A 26,636-nucleotide genomic window follows, 5' to 3' on the forward strand; every position below is an offset into this window, starting at 1 on the left:
CCGTGGCCGATCCCGCCGCCAGCGCCGGTCACCAGGACGGTCCGGCCGGAGAGGTCCGGGAGGGACACGGGGCCGGTCACGGGCGGCACAGCGCGGTGATCCGCGCCGCCTCCCGGGGGTGGCGCGCGGCCAGGACGGCGGCGTCCCCCCGCTCGTAGTCCTCGTCGCGGAAGCCCGGCGCCATCGTGCAGCCGAACAGCGTCCAGGAACCGCCCTCGGCGACCTCGGCGGCCATCCAGGTCCCGGCCGGGACCGTGAACTGCACATGCTGCCCGCCCAGGACGTCCGGGCCGAGGGTGACGGCCTCGGCCGGCCGCCCCGCCCGCTCGGGCAGCAGCAGGAGGGTGAGCGGATCGCCCCGGTAGAAGTGCCAGACCTCGTCGGCCGGGAGCCGGTGCAGGGCACAGAAGTCGCCCGGCTCGGCGGTCAGCAGCATCACGATGGCGCTGCCCTCCGGCCGGCCGTCGGGCCGTACGGGGCCGGCCCAGGTCCGCCGGAAGCGGCCGCCCTCGCGCGGCAGCGGCCGCAGGTCGTAGAACGCGATCAGCTCGTCGGGGGTGGGACTCGGCTGGTGCACGGCGGTCTCCCGTCTGCCGGGCCGGTGGTCGTGGCGTCCGGTACGACCCTAGGGACACGGGCCCTGGAACACCGGCAGAGTCGGGCCATGTCCGCGATCCCGCCCTCCGGTCCCTGCCCCTCCACCCCCTCCGACGGCCCCGGGGGTGCCGCCCTGTGGGACACCATCGGCGCACTCGCCCACTGGCTCGACCGGGAGAGCGCGCTGCCGCCGGAACAGGTGCGGCTGCTGCGCGTCCTGAAGCTGTCGGAGGAGACCGGCGAGGTGGCCCAGGCCGTGATCGGCGCCACCGGGCAGAACCCCCGCAAGGGCCACAGCCACACCTGGGACGACGTACGGAGCGAGCTGTGCGACGTCATCGTGACGGCGATGGTGGCGCTGCGCACGCTCACGCCCGACGCGCGGGAGGAGTTCGCGGCGCATCTGGAGCGGGTGGTGGCGCGGGCGGGCATCGCCGGGGGCCGGTAGCGGTCAGGGGCGTTCGGCCGTCAGATAGCGCTGGACGGTGGGGGCCAGCCAGGCGACGAGCTCGTCGCGGCCGAGGCCGACGGCCGGCGGGAGGTGCAGGACGTAGCGGCACAGCGCCGTCCCGAGGATCTGCGAGGCGATGAGCGCGGCCCGGACCGGGGCCTCGTCCGGCACCGGGCACACGGCGGCGGCCAGCGGCTTGATCTGCTCGGCGAAGACCTTCCGCATGCGCTCCGCGCCCGCCTCGTTGGTGACGCCGACGCGCAGCACGCCGGTCAGGGTGTCGTCGCGCTCCCAGCGCTCCAGGAAGTGGCGTACGAAGCGGGCACCGACCTCGTCGCGCGGGATGTCCGTGAGGTCGAGGGTGCCCACGTCGATGTCGGAGGCGGCGGCGAACAGGCCCGCCTTGCTGCCGTAGTACCGCATCACCATCGACGGGTCGATGCCCGCGTCGCGGGCGATGGCGCGGATCGTGGCGCGCTCGTAGCCGTCGGCGGCGAAGCGGTCGCGGGCGGCGTCGAGGATCGCGGCCCGCGTGGCGTCGGAACGGCGGGGCCGGGGATCGGCGATGTTCTCCGCGGCGCGCAGGTCGGCGGCGGTGGCGGGAGTGCGGGACGCGGCGGGGACGCGCGGCTCCGCGGGAAGTCGTTCGGCCATACCCACAAATGTAGGCCAACGACTGTTGACTTTCCAGCTTCGGGCGGCCTAGGCTTGCCAACAAGCGTTGACCGAAGTGTGTGAGCAACCATGGAAAAGGGCCGAGGAGGCCGTCATGGCAGTCGTGCAGCACAGGAACGACCTCACCGGGCGCGCCCCCGCGCCCGATGTCCTCGTCGTCGGCGCCGGGCCCACGGGCCTGCTGCTCGCCGGTGACCTCGCCGAGGCGGGCGTCCGCGTCACGCTCGTGGAACGCCGCGCCGGCACCGCCGCCAACCTCACCCGCGCCCTGGTCGTCCACTCCCGCACCCTGGAGCAGTTCGACGCCCGCGGACTCGCCGACGAGCTGATGGCCCGGGGCCACCGCCTCACCGCCCTCACCCCCTTCGGCCTCTCCATCGACCCGGGCCGGCTGCTCAGCCGCTTCCCGTTCGTCCTGTTCACCCCGCAGTTCGAGGTGGAGCGCCTCCTGGAGCGGCGCGCCCTGAAGGCCGGGGCGGAGCTGCGCTACGACACCCGGGTGCTCGGCCTCGACCAGGACGCGGAAGGGGTGTCGGTACAGGTCCGTGATCCCGAGGGGGAGCACACCCTGCGCGCCAGGTACGTCGTCGGTGCCGACGGCGTGCGCAGCACGGTCCGCGAGGCGCTGGGCCTGCCCTTCCCCGGACGGTCCGTGGTGCGCTCCCTCGTCCTCGCGGACGTCCGGTTCGACCAGGAGCCCGCCGTCCCGTTCTCGTTCGGTGTCACGGACGACGCCTTCGCGATCCTGGCCGCGTTCGGCGGCGGCCGGTACCGCGTCGCGGGCTGGAACCGCCACCACCAGGACGGCCACGCCGCCCCCGACCTGGAAGAGGTCCGCACCCTCACCCGGCTCGCCTTCGGCACCGACCTCGGCCTGCGCGAGCTCCACTGGTCCTCCCGCGTCGACAGCGACGAGCGGCAGGTCCCCTCGTACCGCGTCGGCCGGGTCTTCCTCGCCGGGGACGCCGCGCACGTCCACTCCCCCGCCGGCGGCCAGGGCATGAACACCGGCCTCCAGGACGCCGCCAACCTCAGCTGGAAACTCGCCGCCGCCCTCCAGGACCGGGCCCCCGACGGCCTGCTGGACACCTACCACGACGAACGCCACCCCGTCGGCCGGCGCGTGCTGCGCAGCAGCGGCGCCCTGATCCGCTTCGCCGTCCTGGAAAGCCGACCACAGCGGGCCCTGCTGAAAGCCGCCGCGACCCTGATCAACCACATCCCCCCGCTCTCCGACCGCGCCCTGCGCGCCATCTCCGGCATCGGCATCGCCTACCCGGCCCCCCTCGGCGCCCACCCCCTGACGGGCCGCCGTGCCCCGGACCTCCGCCTGGCCAACGGCCGACGGCTCTACGACCTGCTGCGGCAGGGCACGTTTGTGCTGGTGACGGGGGAGGGGGAGGTGGTTCCCGGTGAGGGGGCCCTCCGTGGGGGTGCGGAGGACGGTGGAGGGGGTCCGGCCTCGGGAGGGGGCACAGGTGCCGGGGATGTCCCGCAGGGCGCGGAGGCCACCGGGGCCGGAGAGACCCCGCACCGCACAAGGGCCGCCGAGGCCGCAGGAGCCCCGCGTGGCGCGGAGACGTCCGAGGCCGGACGGACCCCGTGCGGCGCGGAGACCGGAGGTGCACCACACCATGCGGAGGCCACGAGCACCGGAGGGGCCCCGGCCGTTCCCCGGCCCTACTACCTCCACGCCTCCTGGCGCAGCGACCGCCGTACGGCACTGCTCGTCCGGCCCGACGGCTATATCGCCTGGGCCAGCGACGCCACCGACCCCACCCGCCGTGCCATCGCTCTCCGCCGGGCCCTCGCCCACTGGACGGGCGCGCCCATAGGCCCCTGACCGGCCGCAGGTCCCTGACCGGCGGCGGCCGAGCGCCCGGTGAGCGCCCGCCACCGGGTGCCACCCCGCCCCTGCTTACCCTGGGCCCCATGTCGATCGCCCGTTCCCTCGTTCTGTTCGTTGTGGCCGCCCTCTTCGAGATCGGCGGGGCGTGGCTCGTGTGGCAGGGCGTGCGGGAGCACAAGGGGTGGCTGTGGATAGGGGCGGGGGTGCTCGCCCTGGGGGCGTACGGCTTCGCGGCCACGTTTCAGCCGGACGCCGAGTTCGGGCGCATCCTGGCCGCGTACGGCGGGGTCTTCGTCGCCGGTTCGCTGGCCTGGGGCATGGTCGCCGACGGCTACCGGCCCGACCGCTGGGACGTGATCGGCGCGCTGATCTGCCTCGCGGGCATGGCCGTGATCATGTACGCGCCGCGGGGCCGCTGACCCCGCCCACCTATCCTGACCGGCGACGCACCACCGCACGGCCCGCCCGCCGAGGCGCACGCCCTCGACATCACCGACCGCACCGCCCCCAGCGAGGAGAGCGCATGACCGCCGACACCACCACCGACACGCCCACCGCCGTCGTCACCGGAGCGAGCAGCGGTATCGGTGCCGCGACCGCCCGCCAGCTGGCGGCCGCCGGGTACCGCGTGGTGCTCACCGCCCGCCGCAAGGACCGCATCGAGGCGCTGGCCGCGGAGATCCCGAACGCCGAGGCGTACGCGCTCGACGTCACCGACCGCGCCGCCGTCGACGCCTTCGCCGCGTCGCTGGACCGCTGCGACGTCCTGATCAACAACGCGGGCGGCGCGCTCGGCGCCGACCCCGTCGCCACCGGCGACCCCGCCGACTGGCGGACGATGTACGAGGTCAACGTCCTCGGCGTACTGCACACCACCCAGGCCCTGCTGCCCGCCCTCACCGCATCCGGTGACGGCACCGTCGTGATCGTGTCGTCCACCGCGGGCCACGGCACCTACGAGGGCGGCGGCGGCTATGTCGCCGCGAAGCACGGCGCCCACGCCATCGCCGAGACCCTGCGCCTGGAACTGTGCGGCGAGCCCGTACGCGTATTGGAGATCGCGCCGGGAATGGTGAAGACCGACGAGTTCGCGACCACCCGTTTCCGCGGTGACACCGCCAAGGCCGCCAAGGTCTACGAGGGCGTCGACGCCCCACTGACCGCCGACGACATCGCCGACACCATCACCTGGGCCGTCACCCGCCCCTCCCACGTCAACATCGACCTCCTCATCGTCCGCCCCCGCGCCCAGGCATCGAACGCCAAGGTGCACCGCACGGTGTGAGCACCGGGCCGGGCGCCCTCAGGCGGGCGCCCTGGGCCAGCAGCACCCCCGGCCAGGACAGGCGAGGAGCCCCGGAACGCCTCCCGTTCCGGGAAGCCCATTCATTTCTGCTGGTCGGAGCCGTCACAGGTCGTGATGACGACGCCGGTGCCGCGCCGCGGATCGATGGTCGCCGGCTGAAGGCACTTGTCGGCCGCGACGTTCCGGAAGACGACCGTCGTACCGGGGTTCTCCACCCGCCATGCGTCACTGCGGTACTTCCACGCCGGGTCGCGCAGCGAGATGACCGCATTGCCCTCCGCGGTGCCGGGCGCCCGTCGAATGGGGCTGCCCCTCACACAGCGGTCACCCCGAGTTCCCCCTCATCAATGCGAGGAACAACCCGCCGGCGTCAGAGGCGGAACCGGGTCCAGAAAAAGACGTCCGTCTTTCTTCTCGACGTCCCAGGCCATACAGATACGCGACGCCCGCATTTGCAGCTGCTTTTCACCCAGCCTGGAGACGGAGATTTCCCCTGCATGACCGGAAGCCTTCACTTTACCGACCAGCGATTTGGCGTATTCGTCGGAGTTTTCGCCGCTGACATAGCGAGCCAGGTCTTCCGCGTCACCCTTTTGCAGGTTTTCGCCGACGCGGGAGGCAAGTTGCCGATATGAGGCCGCACCCGGGTCGGGTTCGCGTGCGATGCTGATGACCACTACGGCGATCCACGCCACGAACAGGGCGAGGCCGAGGAGAAAGAAGAAGGGGCGACTCTTTCGCCTGCCCGCTTGGGGCCGCGTCGTCGGCGTCGCGTTCTTCCGCGCTGTCAGCATCCGCCCTCCTCGTTCCACCTGCCCGTACCGCCCTGGCGGTGGGCGGGCACGGCCCGCCCACCGCCGGTCAAGCGTACCGGATCACTTGTGGATCGTTATGCACGCCTTCGACCCGGGGTACTTGCTCCAGTAACCGCACATCCGGGTGTTGTTGGGGAAGCTCTTGTTAATGGTCTTGGTGACGCTCTTGTTCTCCACGCGCCTGGCGCTGACCGTCGCCCCCGTCCACTTCCATTTCCCCGCCGTGACGATCGGCTTGTCCTTCCAGTCACGATTGTTCGACTTCTTGTCGAGCGTGAACTTCTGGACCTTGAGCTTGGTCCCCTTCACGTCCAGGCAAACGGAACCCGACCCATCGGTGGCACCCGGATTACCGGTGCACCCCTTCGCCGAGGCCGCGGCCGGCGTGGCCGTCAACACCAGCAGCGAAACACAGCCCACCAACGCACTCGCCGCGAACCGCGCATGCCGCATCCGGCCTGTCATGACATCTCCCCTGAGTAATGCACGTACATAACGTTCCGAGCGGCAACGGCAAGCCATCAGCCACGCTCGAAACAATGGTCAACTGACATTACGTCACCACGCCCGGCCGCTACTACACAGGCGTAGAAGGGGTGCTCCGCATCACGCACAGAGGCACGGAAGCGACCCGCGACGGCGTAGGCGGAGCGGCAAGACGAACGGCCCGCACCCCACGGGCACGAGCCGCCGCACTCAGAAGTTCCGTACGCCCGGGAGTTCCGTGCGTCAGGACTCCCGCCCACCTCACCCCTTCACACACACCACCTGCTTCAGCTTCGCGACGACCTCGACCAGGTCGCGCTGCTGGTCGATGACCTTTTCGATGGGCTTGTAGGCGCCGGGGATCTCGTCGACGACTCCGGAGTCCTTGCGGCATTCCACGCCGCGGGTCTGTTCCTCCAGGTCCCGCGTGGTGAAACGCTTCTTCGCGGCGTTGCGGCTCATTTTGCGGCCCGCGCCGTGTGAGGCGGACTGGAAGGACGCGGCGTTGCCCAGGCCGCGGACGATGTAGGAGCCGGTGCCCATCGAGCCGGGGATGATGCCCAGGTCGCCGCTGCCCGCGCGGATCGCGCCCTTGCGGGTCACCAGCAGGTCCATGCCGTCGTAGCGTTCCTCCGCCACATAGTTGTGGTGGCAGGAGATCACCGGGTCGAAGGTGGGGCGGGCCTTGGTGAACTCCCTGCGGACGACGTCCTGGAACAGGGCCATCATCACGGCGCGGTTGTGCTTGGCGTACTCCTGGGCCCAGAAGAGGTCGTTGCGGTACGCGGCCATCTGCGGGGTGTCGGCGACGAAGACGGCGAGGTCGCGGTCGACGAGTCCCTGGTTGTGGGGCAGTTTCTGGGCCTCGCCGATGTGGTGCTCGGCGAGTTCCTTGCCGATGTTGCGGGAGCCGGAGTGCAGCATCAGCCACACCGTGTCCGTCTCGTCCAGGCAGAACTCGATGAAGTGGTTGCCGCCGCCGAGCGATCCCATCTGCTTGACGGCCCGCTCCCGGCGGAACCGTACGGCCTCGGCGACGCCGCCGAAGCGGGTCCAGAAGTCGTCCCAGCCGGCCGTCGGGAAGCCGTGGAGGCGGCCCGGGTCGACCGGGTCGTCGTGCATCGCGCGGCCGACGGGGATGACCTGCTCGATGCGGGAACGGAGGCGGGAGAGGTCGGCGGGCAGGTCGTCGGCGGTGAGCGAGGTGCGGACGGCGCTCATGCCGCAGCCGATGTCGACGCCGACGGCGGCGGGGCAGACGGCGCCCTGCATGGCGATCACCGAGCCCACGGTGGCGCCCTTGCCGAAGTGGACGTCCGGCATCACGGCCAGTCCCTTGATCCATGGCAGGGTGGCGACATTGCGCAGCTGCTGCATCGCCGCGCCCTCGACCGTGGAGGGATCGGCCCACATGCGGATGGGGACCCGGGCACCGGGCACTTCGGTGTACGACATACTTCCTCATTTCCCCCGAAAAACGGCAAAGCGCAAGAGCCGAACAAATCACCTGTTCCAGGACGGTGAATCGGCGGTGCGGCACAAGGTGCGGTACACATTGTTCCCATCGGCCGTCAGTCGGCGGCAACCAGATTTCCCAGGGAAGGAGCCGCGAACGATGCGGCGCAAGTCGTTCGTACCGGGCGCCGCCGTGGCGGCCGCCGCGGCACTGGCGGTCGGCCTCACCGGCTGCTCCGGCGGCTCCGTCTCCGGCGGCGACGACGCCAAGGACGCGGGCACGGCCACGGCGAGCCAGTCCGCCCAGCCGGGCCGGTACGCCTATCTCCCCGACGCCTGCCGGCTCCCGGGGCGCGGCACGATAAAGGCGATGCTCCCCGCCGACGGGCAGCACCTCTCCGAGGAGGAGGCCGCGAAGATCTACGGCGGCCGCCCCGACATCACCTACGACACCGACCGCCGGGTCGGCTGCCGCTGGAAGCGGGAGAGCACCGAGGGCACCCGCCATCTCTCCCTCGACATCGAGCGTGTGGTCTCGTACCACGCCGGGACCAGCGACGACGACAAGGCGCGGGAGATCTACGACGTCGCGGAGCGCGCGGCCCACATCCCGGGCAGCGGCTCGGAGAGCCCGTCCGCGTCCTCCGGCACGTCGAAGAAGGACGACAAGAAGGACGGCAAGAAGGACAGCGGGAAGGACGACGGCAAGAGCGCCAAGGGCGGCAAGGGCAAGGAGGCGGAGAACGCGTCCGCCAGCCCGACGGCCTCACCGAGCCCGACCGACACGGGCGCACCGGCCGCCTCGACCGCCCCGCGGGAGCTGGAGGACCTCGGGGACGCCGCGTTCCTCAACGACCGGCTGGTCACCGCGGACTCCGGTGTGCACCGTGACATCACTGTGGTGTTCCGCACGTCGAACGTCATTGTGACGATCAGCTACGACCAGTGGTCGACGGACAAATCGCGGGTGCCGGAAAGCCGGGAACTGCAGGACAAGGCGCATGCGCTGGCCTCCGAGCTGGCGGACAGCCTCGACGAATAACGTCCGCCTTCCTTCGCACTGGTCCGGAACCGGCCGTTTTTGGCGCGGATTGACACCTTTTGCCCGCCTCCCGGAGCCCGGCGCCGGCGCCCCGCCGCGTACCGTTCCGTCTAGCCTTGCCGCCGCACGACGAGGTGCCGCCGGTACCCACTCCCCCGGGAGCGCGGCGGCACGCCGGAACCACGACGACGAACAGCGAAGGAACCATGCCCCGTTCAACCAAGCGACTCGCCAGCCTCATCGCCTGCGCGGCCGTACCGGTGGTCCTCGTCGCCGGCTGCTCCGACTCCGGCTCCAAGGGCGGCTCCTCCGACGACGCCACCCCGTCGACCGCGCCCCGTACGACGACCAAGCCGACGCCCACCCTCGCGGCCGCGAAGTACGCCAAGCTGCCCGACCCGTGCAAGGCGTTCTCCAAGGACACCCTGGACAAGCTGCTGCCGTCGCTGAAGAACGACGCCGGCGACAAGGGCAAGTCCCCGGACATCGCCACCAGCGCTTCCTGCCGGTGGAACAGCTCGAAGTCCGAGGGCGTCGACGGCAGCCAGTTCCGCTGGCTGGACGTCAGCTTCAAGCGCTACGACTCCGAGCCCTCCCTCAACGCCACCGGCGAGAAGCGCGCCACCGACTTCTACGCCAAGCAGATCGACCTGGCGAAGGGCAGCGACGGCGCCAAGAACGTCAAGACGGGCGCGGTCAAGAGCATCGGGGACGAGGCGACCTCGGTCACCTACGACCTGAAGCACAAGGGCAGCGACTACCGCAACCAGACGATCGTCGCGCGGACCGCCAACATCGTCGTCACCGTCAACTACAACGGCGCGGGCCTGGCGGGCGGTGACACCCCCGACCGCGACGACCTGCTCAAGAGCGCCCAGGACGCCGCCAAGGAGGCCGTCGCGAGCGCCCTCAAGGCCAACAACGGCTGACGGGACACGGGTTCGGCCCCGGGGAGTCTCCTTCCCCGGGGCCGAACCCGTTTTCGTCGGACGTGCGCCGCGCGGTCAGCCGCCGAGGAGCTTGCGCACCCGGTCGGCGCCGACGGCCAGCAGCAGGGTGGGCAGCCGCGGACCGGTGTCCCGCCCGACCAGCAGGTGGTAGAGCAGGGCGAAGAAGGCGCGCTGCGCGGCCTTCAGCTCCGGCGTCGGCTTGGCGTCCGGCTCCAGGCCCGCCTGGACCTTGGGGACGCCGTAGACCAGCGTGGTCAGCCCGTCCAGCGACCAGTGCTCGTCGAGCCCGTCCAGCAGCAGCCGCAGCGAGCCGCGGGCCTGCTCGTCGAGGGAACCCAGCAGCTCGGTGTCGGGCTCGTCGCGGACGATGGTGCGGGCCTCGGCCGGGACCTGGGTGGTGATCCAGTTCTCGGCGCGGTCGAGGCGGGGGCGGGTCTCGTCCAGGTCGGTGACCGGGTGGGACGGGTCCAGCTCGCTGAGGATGCGCAGCGTCTGCTCGTCGTGGCCGGCGGTGATGTCCACGACGGAGGCGAGCGTGCGGTACGGCAGCGGGCGCGGGGTGCGGGGCAGCTCCCCGGCGGCGGTGCCGACGGCCCGGGTGTGGGCGGCGGCGTCGGCGGGCTGGGCGGTGCCGTCGGCGACCTTGGCGGTGAGCTTGTCCCACTCGTCGTAGAGCCGCTGGATCTCCTGGTCGAAGGCGATCTTGAAGGACTGGTTCGGCTTGCGGCGGGCGTAGAGCCAGCGCAGCAGCGGCGCCTCCATGATCTTCAGCGCGTCGGCCGGGGTGGGCACCCCGCCCTTCGACGAGGACATCTTGGCCATGCCGCTGATGCCGACGAACGCGTACATCGGCCCGATCGGCTGCGTACCGCCGAAGACCTCGCGGACGATCTGGCCGCCGACGACGAACGAGGAGCCGGGCGAGGAGTGGTCGACGCCGCTCGGCTCGAACACCACGCCCTCGTAGGCCCAGCGCATCGGCCAGTCGACCTTCCACACCAGCTTGCCGTGGTCGAACTCGCGCAGCAGCACCGTCTCGCTGTGGCCGCAGGCGGTGCAGGTGTAGTCGAGGGCGGTGGACTCGTCGTCGTACGCGGTGACGGTGGTGAGGTCCTTCTCGCACGCCGTGCAGTACGGCTTGTACGGGAAGTAGCCCGAGCCGCCCGCGCTGCCGTCGTCCTCGGAGGCCGCGCCGGAGCCCTCGGCGGCCTCCAGCTCGGCGGCGTCCACCGGCTTCTGCTGCTTCTTGGGCTTGCCGGTCGCCTTGTCCTTGGTGCGGTAGCGGTCCAGGACGGCGTCGATCTCGGCGCGGTGCTTCATCGCGTGCAGGATCTGCTCGCGGTAGGCGCCGGAGGTGTACTGCGCGGTCTGGCTGATGCCGCGGTACTCCACGCCCAGCTCGCGCAGGGACTCCTCCATGGCGGCCTTGAAGTGCTCGGCCCAGTTGGGGTACGTGCTGCCGGGCGGGGCCGGGACGGAGGTCAGCGGCTTGCCGATGTGCTCGGCCCACGACGGGTCGATGCCGGCCGGGACCTTGCGGTAGCGGTCGTAGTCGTCCCAGCTGATGATGTGCTCGCAGGCGTACCCGCGGCGGCGGATCTCGTCCGCGACCAGGTGCGGGGTCATGACCTCGCGCAGGTTGCCGAGGTGGATGGGGCCGGAGGGGCTCAGGCCCGAGGCGCAGACGATCGGTTTGCCGGGGGCGCGGCGCTCCGCCTCGGCAATGACCTCGTCCGCGAACCTGGAGACCCAGTCGGTCTCGGTGCTCTGCTGAGCCACGATCGGCCCTTCCTCTTTCTGGAGTGTGGAGCTTCCTCGTCGCGCCCCCGCACACCCTGCCGCGTCGTGGGGCGCCACCGCGCGGGCGTACGAAAGCCTGACCGGTCCCATTGTCCCAGACGCGGACCGGTCGGTTTTTCCCCGTGAGGAGGCGTGGCACCGTGGGATACTCGCCGACACAACCCTTACGACCCCGAACGCACCTCTTCCGGAAGAGAGCACACTCTCCATGGCCTCGGTCACCTCCCTCGCAGCTACGGTCAACCAGCGCATCACCGACGCCCTCACGGCAGCCCTGCCGGAGGCCGGTGCCACCGACCCGCTGCTGCGCCGAAGCGACCGGGCCGACTTCCAGGCCAACGGCATGCTGGCCCTGGCCAAGAAGCTCAAGGGGAACCCGCGGGAGCTGGCCGCCAAGGTCGTCGAGGGCATCGAGACCGGCACGCCCGGCGCGGCGATCAAGGAGATCGAGGTCTCCGGGCCCGGCTTCCTCAACATCACCGTCGCCGACGAGGCGATCGTGCGGACGCTGGCCGAGCGCGCCGCCGACGGCCGGCTGGGCGTCCCGTACGCCGAGCGGCCCGGCACCACCGTCATCGACTACGCGCAGCCGAACGTCGCCAAGGAGATGCACGTCGGCCACCTGCGGTCCGCGGTGATCGGCGACGCCGTCGTCCAGCTGCTGGAGTTCACCGGCGAGACGGTGATCAGGCGCCACCACATCGGTGACTGGGGCACCCAGTTCGGCATGCTCATCCAGTACCTGGTCGAGCACCCGCACGAGCTGGACCACGGGCGCGGCGAGACCTCCGGTGAGGAGGCCATGTCCAACCTCAACCGGCTGTACAAGGCGTCCCGGGCGCTGTTCGACGCCGACGCGGAGTTCAAGGAGCGGGCGCGGCGCCGGGTCGTCGCCCTCCAGGCGGGCGACGCGGAGACCCGCGCCCTGTGGCAGCGGTTCGTCGACGAGTCGAAGATCTACTTCTACTCGGTCTTCGACAAGCTCGACATGGAGATCCGGGACGCGGACGTCGTCGGCGAGTCCGGCTACAACGACATGCTCGCCGAGACCTGCCGGCTGCTGGAGGAGTCCGGTGTCGCGGTCCGCTCCGACGGCGCGCTGTGCGTCTTCTTCGACGACGTCAAGGGCCCGGACGGCAAGCCGACCCCGCTGATCGTCCAGAAGTCCGACGGCGGCTTCGGCTACGCGGCCACCGACCTGTCCGCGATCCGCGACCGGGTGCAGCACCTCAAGGCCGACACCCTGCTGTACGTCGTCGACGCCCGGCAGTCGCTGCACTTCAAGATGGTCTTCGAGACCGCGCGCCGGGCCGGCTGGCTCAGCGACGACGTGCACGCCTCGCAGCTGTCGTTCGGCACGGTGCTCGGCAAGGACGGCAAGCCGTTCAAGACCCGTGAGGGCGAGACGGTGCGGCTGGTGGACCTCCTCGACGAGGCGATCGCCCGCGCGTCCGCCGTCGTCCGGGAGAAGGCCCAGGACCTGACCGACGAGGAGATCGCCGAGCGCGGCGCCCAGGTGGGCATCGGCGCGGTGAAGTACGCCGACCTGTCGACCTCGGCGAGCCGCGACTACAAGTTCGACCTGGACCAGATGGTCTCGCTCAACGGCGACACCAGCGTCTACCTCCAGTACGCGTACGCCCGTATCCAGTCGATCCTCCGCAAGGCCGGCGAGGTGCGCCCCGCCGCCCACCCGGAGCTCGCGCTGACCGACGCCGAGCGGGCCCTGGGCCTGCACGCCGACCAGTTCGCCGAGACGGTCGCGGAGTCCGCCGCCGAGCACGCGCCCCACAAGCTCGCCGCGTACCTCTACCACCTCGCGTCGCTCTACACCGCGTTCTACGACAAGTGCCCGGTCCTCAAGGCCGACACCCCCGAGCAGGTCGAGAACCGCCTCTTCCTCTGCGACATCACCGCCCGCACCCTCCACCAGGGCATGGCCCTGCTGGGCATCCGCACGCCCGAGCGGCTCTGATCCGATCCGTGACCGGGGGCGGGGCGCCTGAAAAGGGCGGCCCGCCCCCGGTTTTTCGGTCCCGGACGCCGACCGCGCGGTGGGCCCGTCGGCCCGGGGCTCACACCCCGGTTCTGACGGCGGGCCCCGGCTACTGCCGCGGGACGGGGCCCGGTCCGGCCGTGTTCCGTACGCCCGTCGGCCGGTGGTCGCGGGCCGCGCAGGTGGCGAGGTCGGCGGCGGGGCCGGTGAGGCGGGTGCCGGCGCGCCAGACGACGCGGAGGCGGCGGCGGAGGTCGATGCCGTCGACGGCGATCTCGCGCAGGCGGCCGGCGCGGATGTCGTCGCTGATGGCGAGGCCGCTGAGGACGCCGACGCCCTGGCCGGTGAGGACGGCGGCCTTGATGGCGGCGGTGGAGCCGAGTTCCAGGCGCGAGGTGCCGGTGCGGTGGGCGCCCGCCCGCACCAGCGCGTGGTCGAGGGTCTCGCGGGTGCCGGAGCCCTTCTCCCGGACGATCAGGGGCGCCGTGGCGAGTTCCGCGACGTCGAGAGGGCGGCGCCGGCGGGCCCAGGGGTGGCCGGGCGCCACGACGATGACGAGGGTGTCGGTGGCGACCACCCGGGTGTGCAGGCCCCCCGTCGTACGGGGTCCCTCGATGAACCCGAGGTCGGCGTCGCCGTTCAGGACGTCCTGCGCGGCCTGCTCGGAGTTGCACATCCGCAGGGCGACGCCGGTGTCCGGCGAGTGCTGCCGCAGATCGGCCAGCCAGCGGGGCAGCAGGTACTCGGCGACCGTCAGGCTCGCCGACACCCGCAGCTGGCTGTCGTGGCTGCGGCGCAGCGCGGCGACCCCGGCCTCCAGCTGGTCGGAGGCGCTGAGGACGTCGCGCGCCCAGTCGGCGACGGCCAGGCCCTCCGCGGTGAGCCGGGAGCCGCGCGGCGACCGTTCGACGAGGGCGAGCCGCAGATGGCGTTCGAGACGCTGCAAGCGGTCGGTCACCGACGGCTGGCGGACGCCGAGCGCCCGCGCGGCGGCGCCGATGCTGCCGTGCTCGGCGACCGCCAGCAGCGTCTCCAGTGACCGCAGGTCCGTTCTCATCGCGACCCCCTCATAGGTGGAGTCTATGGGTGCATAGGGGAATCCCGGCTACCGCGCGCCGCCGCCCCCTTCGACGATCTAGGTATGAAGCCCACCGAAGGGACCGCGCTCCCCGCACCGCAGCCGTCCGACTCCTCCCCCACCGCCCCGTCCCCGGGCGGCGCGCCCCGCGACGCCCCGCCGTCCGGCGGCGAGGCGCCCGGCGAGCCGCTGCCACAGCGGCTGCGGACGTTCGTGTCCGTCAACGGCCCCGGCCTCGCCGTGGTCGTCGTCGGCGTGGCCGTCTCGTACCTGCTCAACCGCCTCGTACCGGCGGTCAGCGCGCTGACCATCGCGGTACTGATCGGCGCCGTGGCCCGCAACGTCGGACTGCTCGGGGACCGGGTGCTGCCCGGCGCCAAGCTCGCCACCAAGAAGCTGCTGCGCGTCGGCGTGGTCTTCCTCGGGCTCCAGCTCGCCCTCTCCCAGGTGCTCCAGCTCGACCCCGGTGTGCTGCTGGTCGTCGCGCTGACCGTCGCCGTCACCTTCGCCGGGACGATGTGGCTCGGCCGCCGTCTGGGCACCCGGCCCGGCACCACGCTGCTGGTCGCGACGGGCTTCTCGATCTGCGGCGCGTCGGCCGCCGCCGCGATGGACGCGGTCAGCGACAGCGAGGAGGAGGACCTGGCCACCGGCGTCGCCCTGGTGACGATCTTCGGCGGGCTGGCGATCTTCCTGCTGCCGCTGCTCCAGCACCCGCTGGGGATGTCCGACACCTCGTTCGGCATATGGGCCGGCGCGAGCGTCCACGAGGTGGCGCAGGTCGTGGCCGTCGCCTCGGCCGCGGGGCCCGCCGCGCTGGCCGTGGCGACCGTCGTCAAACTGACCCGGGTGGTGCTGCTGGCCCCGCTGATCGCCGGCTACGGCATCGTGCGCCGCCGCCGGGGCGCGGTCGACAGCAGCGGCAAGCGGCCGCCGCTGGTCCCGCTGTTCGTCCTCGGCTTCATCGCCATGGTCGCCGTCCGCAGTACGGGTGTGCTGCCGGACCCGGTGCTGTCCGCCGCGCAGACGCTGACCACGCTGCTGCTGGCCGGTGCCCTCTTCGGGCTCGGTACCTCCGTCCACCTCGTCTCCCTCGTCCGGACCGGCGGCCGTGCCTTCGTCCTCGGCGCCGGCTCGACGCTGCTGGCCGCGGCGGTGTCGTTCGCGGGCATCGCGGCGTTCACCTGAGCCGCGACGCGGGCCCCGGGCCGGGGCCCGCACGGCCGTCCGTCCCACGCCGCCGTTCCAGGCACCTGGTATCACCGCAGGTCAGAGGGCGGAATGCCGTTCCGGCGTCCCTGCTTTCCCGCCGGGTGTGGCGGCCGGGACGGGGGACGCCGCACTCTCGTTCCGGCAAGCCCCGACGGCCCGCGCCACCGACGCCGACGCCCTTCCTCACGACCGGAGAAGCCCGCCCATGTCCACCTCCCGCACCTCCCGCCGCGCCACCCGGCTCCTCGCCTCCGCCGCCGTCCTCGCCGCCGCCGTCTCGCTGACCGCGTGCGGCAACGAGAGCGGGGCCGCGAACGCCGTCCCCACTCCCGCCGCCCAGCAGCCGGCCCCCCGGACCATGGGCGTCAGCGCCGACACCGGCAACGCGCACCCCGTCCGCAACGCCGCCACCAGTGGCGCGCACGGCCCCGTGACCCTCGCCTGCAACGGCTCCAACGTCAGGGTGACGGCCGTCAAGGTCGACCGTCCCCTCAACCACATGTTGATCACCGCGACCAACACCGGCTCGACCCCCTGCAACGCCTACGGCGCCCCGTACCTGCGCTGGGACGACGCCCAGGCCGCCACGCCCTTCAACGAGCACACCAAGCCGCAGTCCGTCCTCACCCTGAGGCCCGGTCAGTCCGCCTACGCCGGCGTGATGTACGAGTCCCCGGACGGCTCCGGCACCGACGGCTACACCGCCCACACCCTCGGCGTCCTGTTCGGCAACCGCGCGGGCAACGGCTCGACCGGCCCCACCGTCCGCATCAGCCTCCCCAAGGGCGGCATCCACACCGACAGCTCGGCGTGGGTGACGTACTGGCAGGACAACGTCGAGGACGCGCTGGTCTGAGGTGACGCGACCGGAACGACGCGCCGCACCGGCGCGGGCCGCGCGGAAAGGGGCGGGCCCGTCACCACCGGGTCCCGCCCCTCCGACGGCCGTCCTCGCGGTCAGGTCTCGTCGCTCTGGGCGATCCACTCGCTGCTGCCCAGCATGTAGTTGTAGTGCGGACGGCCCGTGGAGGCACTGGTGTGGAACGGCTGCCCGTTGTCCTTGATCTCCAGCGTGCCGTGCCGGTCCCCGCTGGACCACTCCAGCTCCAGGTACCAGCGCACGTCGTGGCTCTGCGTCCGGCTGGTGATCTTCAGTACCTCCGGGTCGTTCTCGCTCACCTTGAACGGGAAGTCCCGCTGGCCGCCCTCGGGGACGACGTCCGGCCGGGCCGCGTCCAGCGCCACCCCGAACGTCCTCGGCGTCATGCCACCGCCGCAGCCCATCCCCGTGCCGTACGCGTTCCAGGCCAGCGGCGCCTCGCGGCTCACCACCCGCACCCGCATCGCGTTCAGCACCACCGTGTGCCCCTTGGTGCCCTGCACCGCCACCTTCACGATCTGCTCACCGCCCGACACCGCGCCCATGGTGGTGATCCAGCCCCGGACGTCCTGCTCTTCGGGCGGCTGGGTCACGGCGTCGGGCTCCCGGCCGACCAGATACTTCTGGCTGCACGGGTCCTTCCATGTGTACGGCCGGACGACCACGCCGAGCGGCGGCGTGGCGGGCTCCGGAACCCGCTCGGGCGCACCGCCCCGCGCGGCCGACTCCGTCTCCGCCGTCCCGCTGGGCGACGGGGAGGCACTGGCGTCCGGCGACTCCTCACCGGCCGGCTCCTTCGACGGCTTCCCCTTCTTGTGCGGCTCCGCCACCGGGACGGACGTCCGCGGAGCCATCTCGGTCTCCGCCCTCGGCACGTCCTTCCCCGGCTCGCCCTGGTGCACCAGCCCGGCCGCCAGCGCCACCGACGCCACCACCGCGACGGCGGTGGCGACCCCGGACACCACCACGGCCCGCCGCGCGCGACGGCGCTTGCGCGGGGGCGCGGCGGGGGGCTCGGTGGGGGCGGAGGTCGCGGGTGTCGCTTCCGTGACGGGGGCGGGTGCGGTGTCGGGCGTGGGGCGGGCGCCGGGCGTCTCGCCGGTGCTTGCCGCCTCGCCGGTTCCTGCGGCCCCACCGGCGCCTGCCGTCACTGCGCCACCTGCGACCCCGGCCCGCTCGGCGCCCTCCGTGGCAATCGCGGCAACCGAGGCACCGGACGCACCGCCGGCCGACGACGCCACAACGCCCGGCCCCCGCACACCGGAACGTCCCCCGTCTCCGGCCTCCCCCGCCCCCTGCGCCACCCCGGCATCCGGGGCCGTCTCCGCCCCCGGCGCCTTCTTCTTCGCCTTCCCCGAGGAGTTCGTCCTCCCCGGCGCGTCGGACGCCGCCCTGCGCTCCCTCTCGCGCCGCCGGGCCGCGTCCGCCAGAATCCACCGCCGGTGCAGCTCCACCAGCTCGTCCGGCGTCGCCCGGCATACCCGGGCAAACCGCTCCATCGGCGCGTAATCCGCCGGTACCGCATCACCGTTGCAGTAGCGGTGCACCGTCGACGTACTCATGTGCAACCGCTTCGCGAGCGCCCCGTAACTGAGCCCGGACCGCTCCTTCAACACCCCCAACAGCTCGGCGAAGCCGGTCGTCTCCTCGTCCGCCCCCACAGTCTTTCCACCCCTCAGGTCCCGATGGCCCGCGCCCCGTTCGGCCCCAAGGATCTCAAGCCGAGGACGGCACACCGCACCAGGGCACGCCCCACCGTCCCGTCATACCCCCACCTCTGCCCCGGCGGCCCTGGCACCCTCACCCCAAAGACGCCCGGCAACCGCAGAGGGTCACCGGGCGTCCGCCGAGTTCACGGCATCCCGCCGCCCCGCCTCACAGCTGCCGTGCGACCTCCGTCGCCCAGTAGGTGAGGATCATGTTGGCGCCGGCGCGCTTGATGCCGGTGAGGGCTTCCATGATGGCCTTGTCGCGGTCGATCCAGCCGTTGGCGGCGGCGGCCTCGATCATGGAGTACTCGCCGGAGATCTGGTACGCGGCGACCGGGACGTCCACCTCGTCCGCGATCTTCGCGAGGACATCGAGGTAGGGCAGTGCGGGCTTGACCATGACCATGTCGGCGCCCTCCTCCAGGTCGAGCGCCAGCTCGCGCATCGACTCGCGGAGGTTCGACGGGTCCTGCTGGTACGTCTTGCGGTCGCCCTGGAGGGACGAGCCGACGGCCTCGCGGAAGGGGCCGTAGAACGCCGAGGAGTACTTGGCGGTGTAGGCGAGGATCGAGACGTCCTCGTGGCCGGTCTGGTCGAGCGCGTCGCGGATGACGCCGATCTGACCGTCCATCATCCCGGAGGGGCCCACGACGTGGACGCCCGCGTCGGCCTGGACCTGCGCCATCTCGGCGTAGCGCTCCAGGGTCGCGTCGTTGTCCACCCGGCCCTCGGCGTCGAGGACGCCGCAGTGGCCGTGGTCGGTGTACTCGTCCAGACACAGGTCCGACATGATCACCAGGTCGTCGCCGACCTCGGTCCGTACGTCCCGGATCGCGAGCTGGAGGATGCCGTCGGGGTCGGTTCCCGCGCTGCCCACGGCGTCCTTCTTGGCGTCCTCGGGCACGCCGAACAGCATGATCCCGGAGACCCCCGCCTCCACCGCCTCGACGGCCGCCTTCCGCAGGGTGTCCCGGCTGTGCTGGACGACGCCCGGCATCGCCGCGATCGGCACCGGCTCCGAGACGCCCTCCCGGACGAACGCCGGCAGGATCAGGTCCGCCGGGTGCAGCCGGTGCTCTGCCACCATCCGCCGCATCGCGGGGCTGGTACGAAGCCGCCGCGGCCGAGCCCCGGGAAAAGATCCGTATTTCGTCATACCACCCACGCTACGCCCGCACCGCCCCCGCCTTTGCCGACGGGGCGTCGGTGTCGGGGCCGGTTTCACGCCGCCGGGGTGGCGCTCCCGGCCGTCGGCGGGGCGGACCGGCAGCCTCGGCAGAGCCCCGGCCTCGGGGCCCGGAAGGCGAGGTCGCAGACGTCGCACGTCTGGAAGGGATGAGGGCGTGGTGGTCCGGCCTCCTCCGGTGGGGCTGGAGGGAGTGGTGGGGGCAGCAGTTCCCGCAGGCGGTGGGCGAGGAACCCGGCCGGGTACTTCAGGTCGGCCGGGAGGTCCGCGAGGAGGACGCGCCGGACGGCCTCGGCGGTGACGCCGTTGTCGAACCAGGCTGCGACGCCCGGGGCGAGGCGGCACACCTCCCGCGCGGGAAGGAGGAGCCGGTCGTCGTCGCGGCGCAGCCCGGCGAGGAGGGCGGTGGCCTCGTCGTGGTGCGGGCTGCGGGGCGCCTCCGCCGGTGGTCCGGGCTGCGGGGGTACGGCGGACGGTACGGCAGTGGGTGCCGGGTCTGGTTGGCGCGGTGCCCGTGGGGCGGGGGTCGTGGCGCCGGGGCCGGTCCGCAACGGAACGGCGGACGGTACGGAGCCGGGCTCGGGCAGCACCGGCGCGCGGGCGCGGGTGGTCTCCGGGGCGTGGAAGGCGTAGGTGCGGGTGATCAACCGGCCGCCGGGGAGGCGTTCCCGCACTCGCTCGACATAGCCGTACGTCTCCAGTTCGCGGAGGGCGAAGGCGATGCGGTCGCGGCTCTCCGGGAAGCGTTCGGCGAGGGTGCGGATGTCGATCTGGGCGCCTTCCGGCAGCGAGAAGATGTAGGTGGCCAGGCCGATCGCGACGAGGGACAACTCGTGGTGTTGGGCGAGGTGGTTGCCGATGACCGTGTAGCGGTCGACATGGCGTTCCCTGATGTGGGTGACGCCGTGTGGGGTAGTCGGACGACGTCGGGGACGTGGGCGCGTGGCGGCGCTAGGATTCCGTGTAGCCATGGGGGAAGGTTTGGGTTCCTCTAGTGGTTAGGCCCTCGCATTGGGAATGCCGTCCCGGCGGGGGCCGACGCATGTCGGCACGCCAACACGCGTTGGCATCTGGTCAAGGCGAGCCTGCCCCGCCATGCCGCCCGAACGCCAGCCAGATTGCCGCGTTTCACACCTGTGGGTGACGTACGCGAGGTTTGGCCGGTTGGGAAGGTAATTTCCCCCGGTTTCTTTGTCCTTGATCGCCCGTCACACAGCCGCCCGGTCCACCGGGTCCCAGGTTTCCGGGCTCCGGTTCCGCGCCGGGCGGGCCGCGCCGGAGCACTACGGACCGCCCGGCTTCGCGGGCCCTCCCGGTCGTCGGCGGGACGATGCCGAACAGGCGCCGCAACGGGGAGACGGGCGCCTTCAGCGGAGGGGCGTGAGAGCGAGTTCGGCCCAGACGGTCTTGGTCGGCACCGGGCCCTGTTCGACGCCCCAGCGGTCCGCCAACTCGGCGACGAGCAACAGTCCGTAGCCGGATTCGGCCGGGAAGGGGCCGACGGGTGCGGCGGGGACGGGTAGCCGCTCGGCGCGGGTGTCGGTCACGGCGATACGGAGCGTGGCGGGCGGGGTGAGGGTGAGCGTGAGGCGGAAGTTCCGTCCGGGGACGCGGCCGTGCAGCACGGCGTTCGCCGCCAGCTCGGCGACGATGTGTTGGGCCGGGTCGAACGGCAGCCCCCACGTGCTGAGTTGCTCCGTGGTCAGGAACCGGGCCAGCCGCGCTCCGCGACGGGTGGCGGACAGCGGCACGGAGAACCGGAGCTGCCCGGCGGGGGCCGGGGCTTGAGCAACGGCGGTTCCGGAATTGCTGGTTCGGGTGATTTGTGGATTCACCTCACCCAGCGTGGTCGCGCGTACACAGCCTGAGAAGCACCGGCACCCGTGCGGAGGGTGACTGTCCGGGTGCGGTCCGGCACTTGTCCGGGCTGTACCCGGTGCCGCCATGGCGGGGACGGAGTTGGACACATGGGCGCGACGGAAGGGACGGCAGACATGAACGACGAGGACGTGGAGCTGGAGGACCACGAGGCCGAAGGCGTGATGAAGGTCGTCGGGCGCCAGATCAAACTGTGGCGCGAGGCGGCCGGCCTCACCCAGGCGGAACTCGGCACGGAGATCGGCTACGGCGAGGAGCTGGTCTCCTCCGTCGAGCGGGGACGCCGAATCCCCCGGCCCGAGTTCCTGGAACGCTCGGACGTGAAGCTGAACGCGGGCGGCAAGATCAAGGAGAAGGTCCGGGACCTGAAGAAGCTGGAGGGGGAGGCGGTTGAGCTGTGCGCTTACAACAACTCGGTCGTCCATGGGCTCCTTCAGACCGAGGAGTACGCGCGGGCGGCGTTCGGCGTCCGTCGGCCGCCGTTCACCGAGGACAAGCTGGAGCAGCTGGTGGCGGCCCGCATGGCGCGCCAGGAGATCCTCGGCGGCTCAACGGCTCGACAGGTCTTCAACTTCGTCCAATGCGAATCGACGCTCCGTCGCCCCATTGGGGGCAGACTGGTCATGCGTAGGCAGCTCGAACGACTGTTGGAGGTCGGCATGTTGCGCAACGTGGACCTTCAGGTTCTGCCGCTGGGCCAGGAGGAGAACTCGGGTCTCGGAGGTTCGTTTCGGCTGCTCAGGCTCAAGGACGGAACCACGGTAGGACACGCAGAAGTTCAGGAGATCAGCCGCGTGATCGCTGATCCGAAACAGGTACAGCTTCTCGACATGCGCTATGGAGTCATCCGGGCGCAGGCTCTCACGCCGCGTGAGTCGCTGGCCTTCATCAAGAAAGTAATGGGAGAGACATGACCCTCAAGCCCTCTGACGGAGTCAGCTCCACTCTGGAGTGGATAAAGAGCAGCTACAGCACACCCGAAGGCCCCGACTGCGTCGAAGTCGCCTGGACCAAGAGCAGCTACAGCACCGCCGACGGCCCGTCCTGCGTCGAGGTGGCCACCACCCCCGGCACCATCCTCGTCCGCGACTCCAAGAACCCCGACGGGCCCCGCCTCGCCTTCACCCCCGCCACCTGGACCGGCTTCCTGCCCTACGCCGCCCAGCGATGACAACGCTCCCCGCGTCCGGCGATCCGGATGCGGGGAGCGCGTATGTCGCCGCGTCTCAGCTACGGGCCCGGCGGCGTCAACCGCCGGGGCGCCGCCACTCGTACACCGGGAAGCCGACCCCGCCCCGCCCGAACGCGGGGCCGAGGGGCGTGGTCCCGGTCCTGGCGAACCCGGCCTTGACCAGGACGCGGCCGGAAGCGGGATTGTCGGGGTGGTGCTTGGCGCTGAGGCGGGCCATTCCGGCACGGGTGACGGCGAGGGCGACGACCTGGACGACCGCTTCCGTCGCCCAGCCCTTGCCCCAGACGTCCTCGCGCAGGATGTAGCTCACGGTGGCGTGCTGCCCGCCCCGGTCACGGAAGCCGACCAGCCCGACGAGGTCGTCCCGGGCCGTGATACCCAGGCACCAGCACGTCCGGGGGACGGCGCGGGCCCGGAAGACGATGTCCTCGACGTGCGCGGTGGCCTCCTGGTCCGTCATGGCGCGCCCGCGGGTGAACGTCACCGAAGCCCCGCTGTACACCCTCCTGACGGCGGGGGCGTCGTCCACGGTGAGTTCCCGCAGCCGGATCACGGCTCCCCCGTACCGAAGCCACCGAGGAGCTCGGCCATGGTGGGGCGGTCGGCCGGGTCGCGGGCCAGGCAGGCGCTGAGGAGGTTCTCCAGGTCCGGGAAGGGCCAGGGCCGTACGTCACCGAGCGGGAGCGTGGCGCCGGCCGCGATGACGCGCAGCTTCTCCGGTCGGTCGGCGCCGTCGGGGTAGTCGAAGGGGCGGTGGCCCGTCCAGCACCAGAAGAGGGTGGCACACAGGGACCAGACGTCGGCCGGTGGTGCGGCCTGGACATGGGTGGTGTCCTCGGTGCCGAGGACGGCCGCGGCGATCTCGGGAGGGGTGGTGTGCGTGAGCGCTCCCCGGTAGGGAGCGCGGCCGGTAGCGCCGCCCGGTCCGCAGGCCAGGGCGTAGTCGATCAGGTACGCGGTGCCGTCGTCCGGGGCGGCGAGGATGTTGGTCGGCTGGACGTCGGCGTGGGCCCAGCCGTGGGCGTGCAGGGCGGCCAGACGCCCGGCGAGCGTACGGGCGGTGTGCAGCAGGCGGCGCCGTACGGGGGCGCGGTTCCCTTCGGGGTCGCGGGCGGGCGCCCACGCGTGCCACAGCTGGCGCCCTCCGACCCAGCGGACGGCCGTCCAGTGCCCCTCCTCGAACGTCCCTGCCGAGTGGAGGTAGCCGCCGTCGATCGCGCCGAGCCGTTCCAACTCGGTGAGGACGGCGGCCTCACGCGCCACTTCGGCGGCCTTGTCCCGGCCGCTCGCCCCGGCGGCGTTGGCCTTCAGGGCCAGGCGCAGGCCGCCGCCGTCGGTGACCTTCCAGGCGCAGGAACCGCGCCGGTTGGAGACGAGCTCGGCGCTGACCGGCCGCCCGAGACGGGCGGCGAGGGCATCGGGTGCGGTGGCGTGTGTCATGGCTCGGACCGCCCCCGCTCGGACCAGGCCCTGACCAGCGGCCACGGACGCGCGGCATCCCGTGCGCCGGATACGGGGCCGAGGACGTCGCGATCGTCCTCGGCCGACGCGGCGATGGTGCCGGCAAGGCGCGGGGTGGAGGGCAGCAGCGCGGGATCGAGGGAGACGAGTGCCGGACGCACGGCGAGAAGGGGGACCGGCGGGGCCGGGACCGGACGCCCGGAACGGTCGGTGCGCCGGTCGGCGGGAGCGAACCTGCCGAACATCACCCCGACCGGGGCGTACAGAAGCTTGAGCGCCCAGTGCGGCCACCGCAGCACGCGCCCGTCGTTCGGCCGGAGTCCCCCGTCGAGGACGATCACCTCGCAGACTCCGGGACCCACGGTGCGCCGGGCCCGGATGCTTTCGGCGGCCCATGCCCCGGCCTCGAACACCCCGGCCTCCACCGCGTCGGCCCCGGCCGAGGGGCCGGTCCCGTACCGGTGCCAGCGGACCAGGCCCCGGCGCAGGGACGGCGCGAGAAAGGGGCAGTTGGCGGTCACGGCGCGGGCGTAGGGGCCCATGCCGACGCGCTCGGCGTCCCCGCTCGCGACATGGCGCAGGGGGCCGCACGCGGGCGGTGCCCCCGCACCGGGCGGGGGCACCCTTCGGCAGCCGGTCACGCCGCGTTTCCCTGGAGCGGTGCGGAGGGCCCGGTCACTCCGTCGTCACCGTCGCCGCCGGAGATGGGCCCGCAGTCCCAGGAGGTCACGACCGCCCCGGTACGTGCGTAGGCGGCCAGCGCGTCCTCGTCGACGACACCGGACGCGTCGGCGAACCACGCGGCGGTCAGCGGTCCGTGGACCGCCTCGTACGCGCCGATCCAGCCGACCGGGCCGGAGCCGGGCGCCGGCCGATGCCGCGCGACCACACCGCCGTTGGCGCGGCAGAACGCGGCGTACGCCTCCGGGTCGCCCAGCATCGCGTGCCATTCCGCGTCGATCAGTGCCGAGAACATGGGCATGAATTCCCGCTCGCCGCGCTCGCGGCGGGCGGCGAAGAGCGTGAGAAACCGACCCAGTTCGACGCGGGCGTCCGCAGGTGACACCTGCCGCCGGTTTTCCTTGAGCTTCTGCTGCACGGGACCAGCCCTTTCGGTCGTTGCTGAGGGAGCGGGGCTTTTCGGGGCCACCGGACCGGGAGCGCGGCGCCCGGCACCGGGGCCGCCCCACGGTCGCGCTCGGTGATACGGGGGCGACGTTCCGGTGCGGGGCGTGAACAGCGCTGTAGGAAGAGGGCGTGGAGAGCCGCCAGGGAAGTTCCCCGAAGTTGCTGACACCATGGGGAAGTTCCCCGTTGTTCCTCGTACGAGCCCCGTGGATCACGCGCATGAGACATCCGGCACGGAGAAGCTTGGTGCGTCAGTCCCCCCGCGAAAGGAACTGATCATGGCGCGACGGCTGCGCTTCAACGGCACGGGCTCCGGCAACGACGGATGCCCTGCGGTGCACGAGGACCTCGACTCGGGAGAGGTCATCGTGCACGGTCCGCCCGTCACCGACCCCGAGGACCTTGCCCAGCTCCGCCACCTCGGGGAGGGCGAGGTACCCGTCGTGGTGCCCCGCGAACTCCTCGTGGACTGGGGCCCCAAGGACAGGACACGCGAGAAGAAGATCATCGACCTGGAGGACTTCGGCCGGTTGTTCACCCGGTTCGCGCACACGGCCTGGCGGCTGGAGAGCCGGAGGCGCTACGCGTCCGACGAAATCACCGAGACCTACGCGCAGTTCAGCCGGGGCGAGCCCGTGAACTGGGAGGGCAGGGACGCCGAGTGGTGCGCCCGACGGCGTGAGCAGGCCGCGCTCGGCAAGCGGTTCGTCCGCGTCCGCGTCGTCGACGACCCGCCCACCCCAGGACAGCTCTATCTGCTCGACAACGCGCGTCGCAACAGCGCCGTCGGGGAGCAGATCCTCCAACTGCGGCGCGCCGACGCCGGGCGGCTCGGTCTGCCCGACGAGGATTTCTGGCTCTTCGATTCCCGGCTGGTCGCCCTGCTCCTTTTCGACGACGCCGACGAACTGGTCGGCGTCCAACTGATCACGGAGCCCGCCGAAGTGGTGCGGTACTCCACGGTGCGTGACGCGGCCATGCACCACGCCGTCCCGTACGAGGAGTTCGCGGCGCGCCCGACCGCGGACGGATAGCGGAAACAGGGGTTCCACCGGTGAGCACGGACTACCAGAAGGCACGCGAGGCGCTCGGAACACGACTCCGGGAACTCCGGCTCACGGCCCCTGACGGCTGGCTCACCGGCACCCGGCTCGCCGAGCAGTGCGGATGGCACAAGTCCAAGGTCAGCAAGCTGGAGAACGGCCGTACCACGCCTACACCCGAGGACTTGCGGAGGTGGGCGGAGCACACCGGCCGTCCCGATGTGTACGACGAACTCCTCGCCCGGCTGAGAGGCTTCGAGTCCCGCATCCGCTCATGGCGCCGCCAGCTCGCCGCCGGACACCGGCCCGTGCAGGACGCCCTCAACACCGAGCACGCGGCGACGCGCACCTTTCACGTGTGGCAGAGCTCCATGATCGTCGGAATTCTCCAGACCCCCGATTACGCCCGGTCGGTCTTCACCCGGTTCACGGAGCTCCAGCGCTCCC

30 protein-coding genes and 1 pseudogene are annotated in these 26,636 nt (G+C 72.0%); 14 read left to right on the forward strand and 17 right to left on the reverse strand.

Features of this window, described 5'->3' with window-relative positions; all coding sequences use genetic code 11:
* Nucleotides 1-76 precede the first annotated feature (76 nt).
* The gene (locus AC51EU_RS09090) at nt 77-577 is read right to left on the reverse strand and encodes a cupin domain-containing protein (RefSeq protein WP_496266210.1); all 501 of its coding nucleotides are present in this window, start codon (nt 575-577) and stop codon (nt 77-79) included.
* A gap of 87 nt (nt 578-664) precedes the next feature.
* Here AC51EU_RS09090 and AC51EU_RS09095 point away from each other — a divergent pair, with 87 nt between their 5' ends.
* A complete protein-coding gene (locus AC51EU_RS09095; protein ID WP_496266211.1) occupies nt 665-1,045 on the forward strand; it encodes a MazG-like family protein in 381 nt (126 codons plus the stop codon).
* Between the two features lie 3 nt (nt 1,046-1,048).
* Here the strand turns inward: AC51EU_RS09095 and AC51EU_RS09100 are convergent, their stop codons facing one another.
* Nucleotides 1,049-1,702: a TetR/AcrR family transcriptional regulator gene (locus AC51EU_RS09100; RefSeq protein WP_496266212.1), complete on the reverse strand. Its 654-nt coding sequence runs from the start codon at nt 1,700-1,702 to the stop codon at nt 1,049-1,051.
* A 115-nt stretch (nt 1,703-1,817) separates the two neighbouring features.
* Between AC51EU_RS09100 and AC51EU_RS09105 the strand changes: the two genes are divergently transcribed.
* The 3 genes from AC51EU_RS09105 to AC51EU_RS09115 all read left to right on the forward strand — a co-directional run bounded on the left by AC51EU_RS09105 (nt 1,818) and on the right by AC51EU_RS09115 (nt 4,857).
* Nucleotides 1,818-3,566, forward strand: a complete 1,749-nt coding sequence (locus AC51EU_RS09105) for an FAD-dependent monooxygenase (protein WP_496266213.1) — start codon at nt 1,818-1,820, stop codon at nt 3,564-3,566.
* Between the two features lie 89 nt (nt 3,567-3,655).
* Complete coding sequence (locus AC51EU_RS09110; RefSeq protein ID WP_496266214.1) at nt 3,656-3,991, forward strand: YnfA family protein; 336 nt, start codon at nt 3,656-3,658, stop codon at nt 3,989-3,991.
* Nucleotides 3,992-4,095: 104 nt separating this feature from the next.
* A complete protein-coding gene (locus tag AC51EU_RS09115) occupies nt 4,096-4,857 on the forward strand; it encodes an SDR family NAD(P)-dependent oxidoreductase (RefSeq protein WP_496266216.1) in 762 nt (253 codons plus the stop codon).
* 101 nt (nt 4,858-4,958) lie between these two features.
* Here the strand turns inward: AC51EU_RS09115 and AC51EU_RS09120 are convergent, their stop codons facing one another.
* The 4 genes from AC51EU_RS09120 to AC51EU_RS09135 all read right to left on the reverse strand — a co-directional run bounded on the left by AC51EU_RS09120 (nt 4,959) and on the right by AC51EU_RS09135 (nt 7,634).
* Nucleotides 4,959-5,195 (reverse strand): RICIN domain-containing protein, encoded by a 237-nt coding sequence (locus tag AC51EU_RS09120; RefSeq protein WP_496266217.1) that lies wholly within the window; start codon nt 5,193-5,195, stop codon nt 4,959-4,961.
* A 27-nt stretch (nt 5,196-5,222) separates the two neighbouring features.
* Nucleotides 5,223-5,672, reverse strand: coding sequence for a hypothetical protein (locus AC51EU_RS09125; protein WP_496266218.1), 450 nt, complete (start codon nt 5,670-5,672; stop codon nt 5,223-5,225).
* 81 nt (nt 5,673-5,753) lie between these two features.
* Complete coding sequence (locus tag AC51EU_RS09130) at nt 5,754-6,002, reverse strand: hypothetical protein (RefSeq protein WP_496266219.1); 249 nt, start codon at nt 6,000-6,002, stop codon at nt 5,754-5,756.
* A gap of 438 nt (nt 6,003-6,440) precedes the next feature.
* Entirely contained in the window at nt 6,441-7,634 is a 1,194-nt protein-coding gene (locus tag AC51EU_RS09135; RefSeq protein ID WP_496266221.1) for an RtcB family protein, read from the reverse strand.
* 160 nt (nt 7,635-7,794) lie between these two features.
* On the opposite strand from AC51EU_RS09135, the gene AC51EU_RS09140 reads away from it, so the two are divergent.
* On the forward strand, nt 7,795-8,676 hold the full coding sequence (locus AC51EU_RS09140; RefSeq protein WP_496266222.1) for a hypothetical protein: 882 nt from the start codon (nt 7,795-7,797) through the stop codon (nt 8,674-8,676).
* A gap of 206 nt (nt 8,677-8,882) precedes the next feature.
* The gene (locus AC51EU_RS09145) at nt 8,883-9,605 is read left to right on the forward strand and encodes a DUF3558 family protein (RefSeq protein WP_496266223.1); all 723 of its coding nucleotides are present in this window, start codon (nt 8,883-8,885) and stop codon (nt 9,603-9,605) included.
* Between the two features lie 75 nt (nt 9,606-9,680).
* On the opposite strand, the gene lysS is transcribed toward AC51EU_RS09145, so the two are convergent.
* A complete protein-coding gene (gene lysS, locus AC51EU_RS09150) occupies nt 9,681-11,405 on the reverse strand; it encodes a lysine--tRNA ligase (RefSeq protein ID WP_496266224.1) in 1,725 nt (574 codons plus the stop codon).
* 229 nt (nt 11,406-11,634) lie between these two features.
* Between lysS and argS the strand changes: the two genes are divergently transcribed.
* Entirely contained in the window at nt 11,635-13,401 is a 1,767-nt protein-coding gene (argS, locus tag AC51EU_RS09155) for an arginine--tRNA ligase (RefSeq protein WP_496266225.1), read from the forward strand.
* Nucleotides 13,402-13,531: 130 nt separating this feature from the next.
* On the opposite strand, the gene AC51EU_RS09160 is transcribed toward argS, so the two are convergent.
* The gene (locus tag AC51EU_RS09160) at nt 13,532-14,479 is read right to left on the reverse strand and encodes a LysR substrate-binding domain-containing protein (RefSeq protein WP_496266226.1); all 948 of its coding nucleotides are present in this window, start codon (nt 14,477-14,479) and stop codon (nt 13,532-13,534) included.
* Between the two features lie 84 nt (nt 14,480-14,563).
* Here AC51EU_RS09160 and AC51EU_RS09165 point away from each other — a divergent pair, with 84 nt between their 5' ends.
* On the forward strand, nt 14,564-15,688 hold the full coding sequence (locus AC51EU_RS09165) for a YeiH family protein (RefSeq protein ID WP_496266227.1): 1,125 nt from the start codon (nt 14,564-14,566) through the stop codon (nt 15,686-15,688).
* 229 nt (nt 15,689-15,917) lie between these two features.
* Complete coding sequence (locus AC51EU_RS09170) at nt 15,918-16,568, forward strand: DUF4232 domain-containing protein (RefSeq protein WP_496266228.1); 651 nt, start codon at nt 15,918-15,920, stop codon at nt 16,566-16,568.
* 101 nt (nt 16,569-16,669) lie between these two features.
* On the opposite strand, the gene AC51EU_RS09175 is transcribed toward AC51EU_RS09170, so the two are convergent.
* Nucleotides 16,670-17,743, reverse strand: a complete 1,074-nt coding sequence (locus AC51EU_RS09175) for a transcriptional regulator (protein ID WP_496266240.1) — start codon at nt 17,741-17,743, stop codon at nt 16,670-16,672.
* A gap of 37 nt (nt 17,744-17,780) precedes the next feature.
* On the opposite strand from AC51EU_RS09175, the gene AC51EU_RS09180 reads away from it, so the two are divergent.
* Nucleotides 17,781-18,101: a hypothetical protein gene (locus AC51EU_RS09180; RefSeq protein WP_496266242.1), complete on the forward strand. Its 321-nt coding sequence runs from the start codon at nt 17,781-17,783 to the stop codon at nt 18,099-18,101.
* Here AC51EU_RS09180 and AC51EU_RS09185 read toward each other — a convergent pair.
* The 4 genes and pseudogenes from AC51EU_RS09185 to AC51EU_RS09200 all read right to left on the reverse strand — a co-directional run.
* A pseudogene (locus AC51EU_RS09185) lies at nt 18,098-18,328 on the reverse strand (helix-turn-helix domain-containing protein); the annotation flags it as partial. The gene AC51EU_RS09180 and the pseudogene AC51EU_RS09185 sit on opposite strands and share 4 nt — an antisense overlap.
* Before the next feature lie 139 nt (nt 18,329-18,467).
* Nucleotides 18,468-19,457, reverse strand: a complete 990-nt coding sequence (hemB, locus tag AC51EU_RS09190) for a porphobilinogen synthase (RefSeq protein WP_496266229.1) — start codon at nt 19,455-19,457, stop codon at nt 18,468-18,470.
* A 65-nt stretch (nt 19,458-19,522) separates the two neighbouring features.
* Complete coding sequence (locus AC51EU_RS09195; RefSeq protein ID WP_496266230.1) at nt 19,523-20,458, reverse strand: helix-turn-helix domain-containing protein; 936 nt, start codon at nt 20,456-20,458, stop codon at nt 19,523-19,525.
* 396 nt (nt 20,459-20,854) lie between these two features.
* Nucleotides 20,855-21,322 (reverse strand): ATP-binding protein, encoded by a 468-nt coding sequence (locus AC51EU_RS09200; protein ID WP_496266231.1) that lies wholly within the window; start codon nt 21,320-21,322, stop codon nt 20,855-20,857.
* Between the two features lie 159 nt (nt 21,323-21,481).
* Here AC51EU_RS09200 and AC51EU_RS09205 point away from each other — a divergent pair, with 159 nt between their 5' ends.
* Together AC51EU_RS09205 and AC51EU_RS09210 are read left to right on the forward strand one after the other, a co-directional pair.
* Complete coding sequence (locus AC51EU_RS09205; protein ID WP_496266232.1) at nt 21,482-22,279, forward strand: helix-turn-helix domain-containing protein; 798 nt, start codon at nt 21,482-21,484, stop codon at nt 22,277-22,279.
* Nucleotides 22,276-22,536 (forward strand): DUF397 domain-containing protein, encoded by a 261-nt coding sequence (locus AC51EU_RS09210; protein WP_496266233.1) that lies wholly within the window; start codon nt 22,276-22,278, stop codon nt 22,534-22,536. The genes AC51EU_RS09205 and AC51EU_RS09210 overlap by 4 nt, the downstream gene beginning before the upstream one ends.
* Before the next feature lie 76 nt (nt 22,537-22,612).
* Here the strand turns inward: AC51EU_RS09210 and AC51EU_RS09215 are convergent, their stop codons facing one another.
* From AC51EU_RS09215 to AC51EU_RS09230, 4 genes are read right to left on the reverse strand one after another with little or no spacing between them, the layout of a single operon-like run.
* Complete coding sequence (locus tag AC51EU_RS09215; RefSeq protein WP_496266234.1) at nt 22,613-23,110, reverse strand: GNAT family N-acetyltransferase; 498 nt, start codon at nt 23,108-23,110, stop codon at nt 22,613-22,615.
* Nucleotides 23,107-23,997, reverse strand: a complete 891-nt coding sequence (locus tag AC51EU_RS09220) for a protein kinase domain-containing protein (RefSeq protein WP_496266235.1) — start codon at nt 23,995-23,997, stop codon at nt 23,107-23,109. The genes AC51EU_RS09215 and AC51EU_RS09220 overlap by 4 nt, the downstream gene beginning before the upstream one ends.
* Nucleotides 23,994-24,659 carry a DUF6875 domain-containing protein gene (locus tag AC51EU_RS09225; protein WP_496266236.1) on the reverse strand — a complete coding sequence of 222 codons (666 nt, stop codon included), beginning with the start codon at nt 24,657-24,659 and terminating at the stop codon, nt 23,994-23,996. The genes AC51EU_RS09220 and AC51EU_RS09225 overlap by 4 nt, the downstream gene beginning before the upstream one ends.
* Nucleotides 24,656-25,117 (reverse strand): hypothetical protein, encoded by a 462-nt coding sequence (locus tag AC51EU_RS09230; protein ID WP_496266237.1) that lies wholly within the window; start codon nt 25,115-25,117, stop codon nt 24,656-24,658. Before AC51EU_RS09230 ends, AC51EU_RS09225 begins: the two co-directional genes overlap by 4 nt.
* 307 nt (nt 25,118-25,424) lie before the next feature.
* Between AC51EU_RS09230 and AC51EU_RS09235 the strand changes: the two genes are divergently transcribed.
* Together AC51EU_RS09235 and AC51EU_RS09240 are read left to right on the forward strand one after the other, a co-directional pair.
* Complete coding sequence (locus AC51EU_RS09235; RefSeq protein WP_496266238.1) at nt 25,425-26,180, forward strand: DUF6879 family protein; 756 nt, start codon at nt 25,425-25,427, stop codon at nt 26,178-26,180.
* Nucleotides 26,181-26,200: 20 nt separating this feature from the next.
* Nucleotides 26,201-26,636 (forward strand): helix-turn-helix domain-containing protein (locus AC51EU_RS09240; RefSeq protein WP_496266239.1); only part of this gene is annotated, 436 nt, incomplete at its 3' end.

This window comes from Candidatus Streptomyces philanthi, from assembly GCF_059553635.1.

What these genes read in the sequence shown, in the direction of transcription:
- AC51EU_RS09095 (WP_496266211.1), top strand. Translation starts at nt 665, where the DNA reads ATGTCCGCGATCCCGCCCTCCGGTCCCTGCCCCTCCACCCCCTCCGAC.
- AC51EU_RS09100 (WP_496266212.1), bottom strand. Translation starts at nt 1,702, where the DNA reads ATGGCCGAACGACTTCCCGCGGAGCCGCGCGTCCCCGCCGCGTCCCGC.
- AC51EU_RS09105 (WP_496266213.1), top strand. Translation starts at nt 1,818, where the DNA reads ATGGCAGTCGTGCAGCACAGGAACGACCTCACCGGGCGCGCCCCCGCG.
- AC51EU_RS09110 (WP_496266214.1), top strand. Translation starts at nt 3,656, where the DNA reads ATGTCGATCGCCCGTTCCCTCGTTCTGTTCGTTGTGGCCGCCCTCTTC.
- AC51EU_RS09115 (WP_496266216.1), top strand. Translation starts at nt 4,096, where the DNA reads ATGACCGCCGACACCACCACCGACACGCCCACCGCCGTCGTCACCGGA.
- AC51EU_RS09125 (WP_496266218.1), bottom strand. Translation starts at nt 5,672, where the DNA reads ATGCTGACAGCGCGGAAGAACGCGACGCCGACGACGCGGCCCCAAGCG.
- AC51EU_RS09135 (WP_496266221.1), bottom strand. Translation starts at nt 7,634, where the DNA reads ATGTCGTACACCGAAGTGCCCGGTGCCCGGGTCCCCATCCGCATGTGG.
- AC51EU_RS09140 (WP_496266222.1), top strand. Translation starts at nt 7,795, where the DNA reads ATGCGGCGCAAGTCGTTCGTACCGGGCGCCGCCGTGGCGGCCGCCGCG.
- AC51EU_RS09145 (WP_496266223.1), top strand. Translation starts at nt 8,883, where the DNA reads ATGCCCCGTTCAACCAAGCGACTCGCCAGCCTCATCGCCTGCGCGGCC.
- argS (WP_496266225.1), top strand. Translation starts at nt 11,635, where the DNA reads ATGGCCTCGGTCACCTCCCTCGCAGCTACGGTCAACCAGCGCATCACC.
- AC51EU_RS09160 (WP_496266226.1), bottom strand. Translation starts at nt 14,479, where the DNA reads ATGAGAACGGACCTGCGGTCACTGGAGACGCTGCTGGCGGTCGCCGAG.
- AC51EU_RS09165 (WP_496266227.1), top strand. Translation starts at nt 14,564, where the DNA reads ATGAAGCCCACCGAAGGGACCGCGCTCCCCGCACCGCAGCCGTCCGAC.
- AC51EU_RS09170 (WP_496266228.1), top strand. Translation starts at nt 15,918, where the DNA reads ATGTCCACCTCCCGCACCTCCCGCCGCGCCACCCGGCTCCTCGCCTCC.
- hemB (WP_496266229.1), bottom strand. Translation starts at nt 19,457, where the DNA reads ATGACGAAATACGGATCTTTTCCCGGGGCTCGGCCGCGGCGGCTTCGT.
- AC51EU_RS09195 (WP_496266230.1), bottom strand. Translation starts at nt 20,458, where the DNA reads ATGGCTACACGGAATCCTAGCGCCGCCACGCGCCCACGTCCCCGACGT.
- AC51EU_RS09205 (WP_496266232.1), top strand. Translation starts at nt 21,482, where the DNA reads ATGAACGACGAGGACGTGGAGCTGGAGGACCACGAGGCCGAAGGCGTG.
- AC51EU_RS09210 (WP_496266233.1), top strand. Translation starts at nt 22,276, where the DNA reads ATGACCCTCAAGCCCTCTGACGGAGTCAGCTCCACTCTGGAGTGGATA.
- AC51EU_RS09220 (WP_496266235.1), bottom strand. Translation starts at nt 23,997, where the DNA reads ATGACACACGCCACCGCACCCGATGCCCTCGCCGCCCGTCTCGGGCGG.
- AC51EU_RS09235 (WP_496266238.1), top strand. Translation starts at nt 25,425, where the DNA reads ATGGCGCGACGGCTGCGCTTCAACGGCACGGGCTCCGGCAACGACGGA.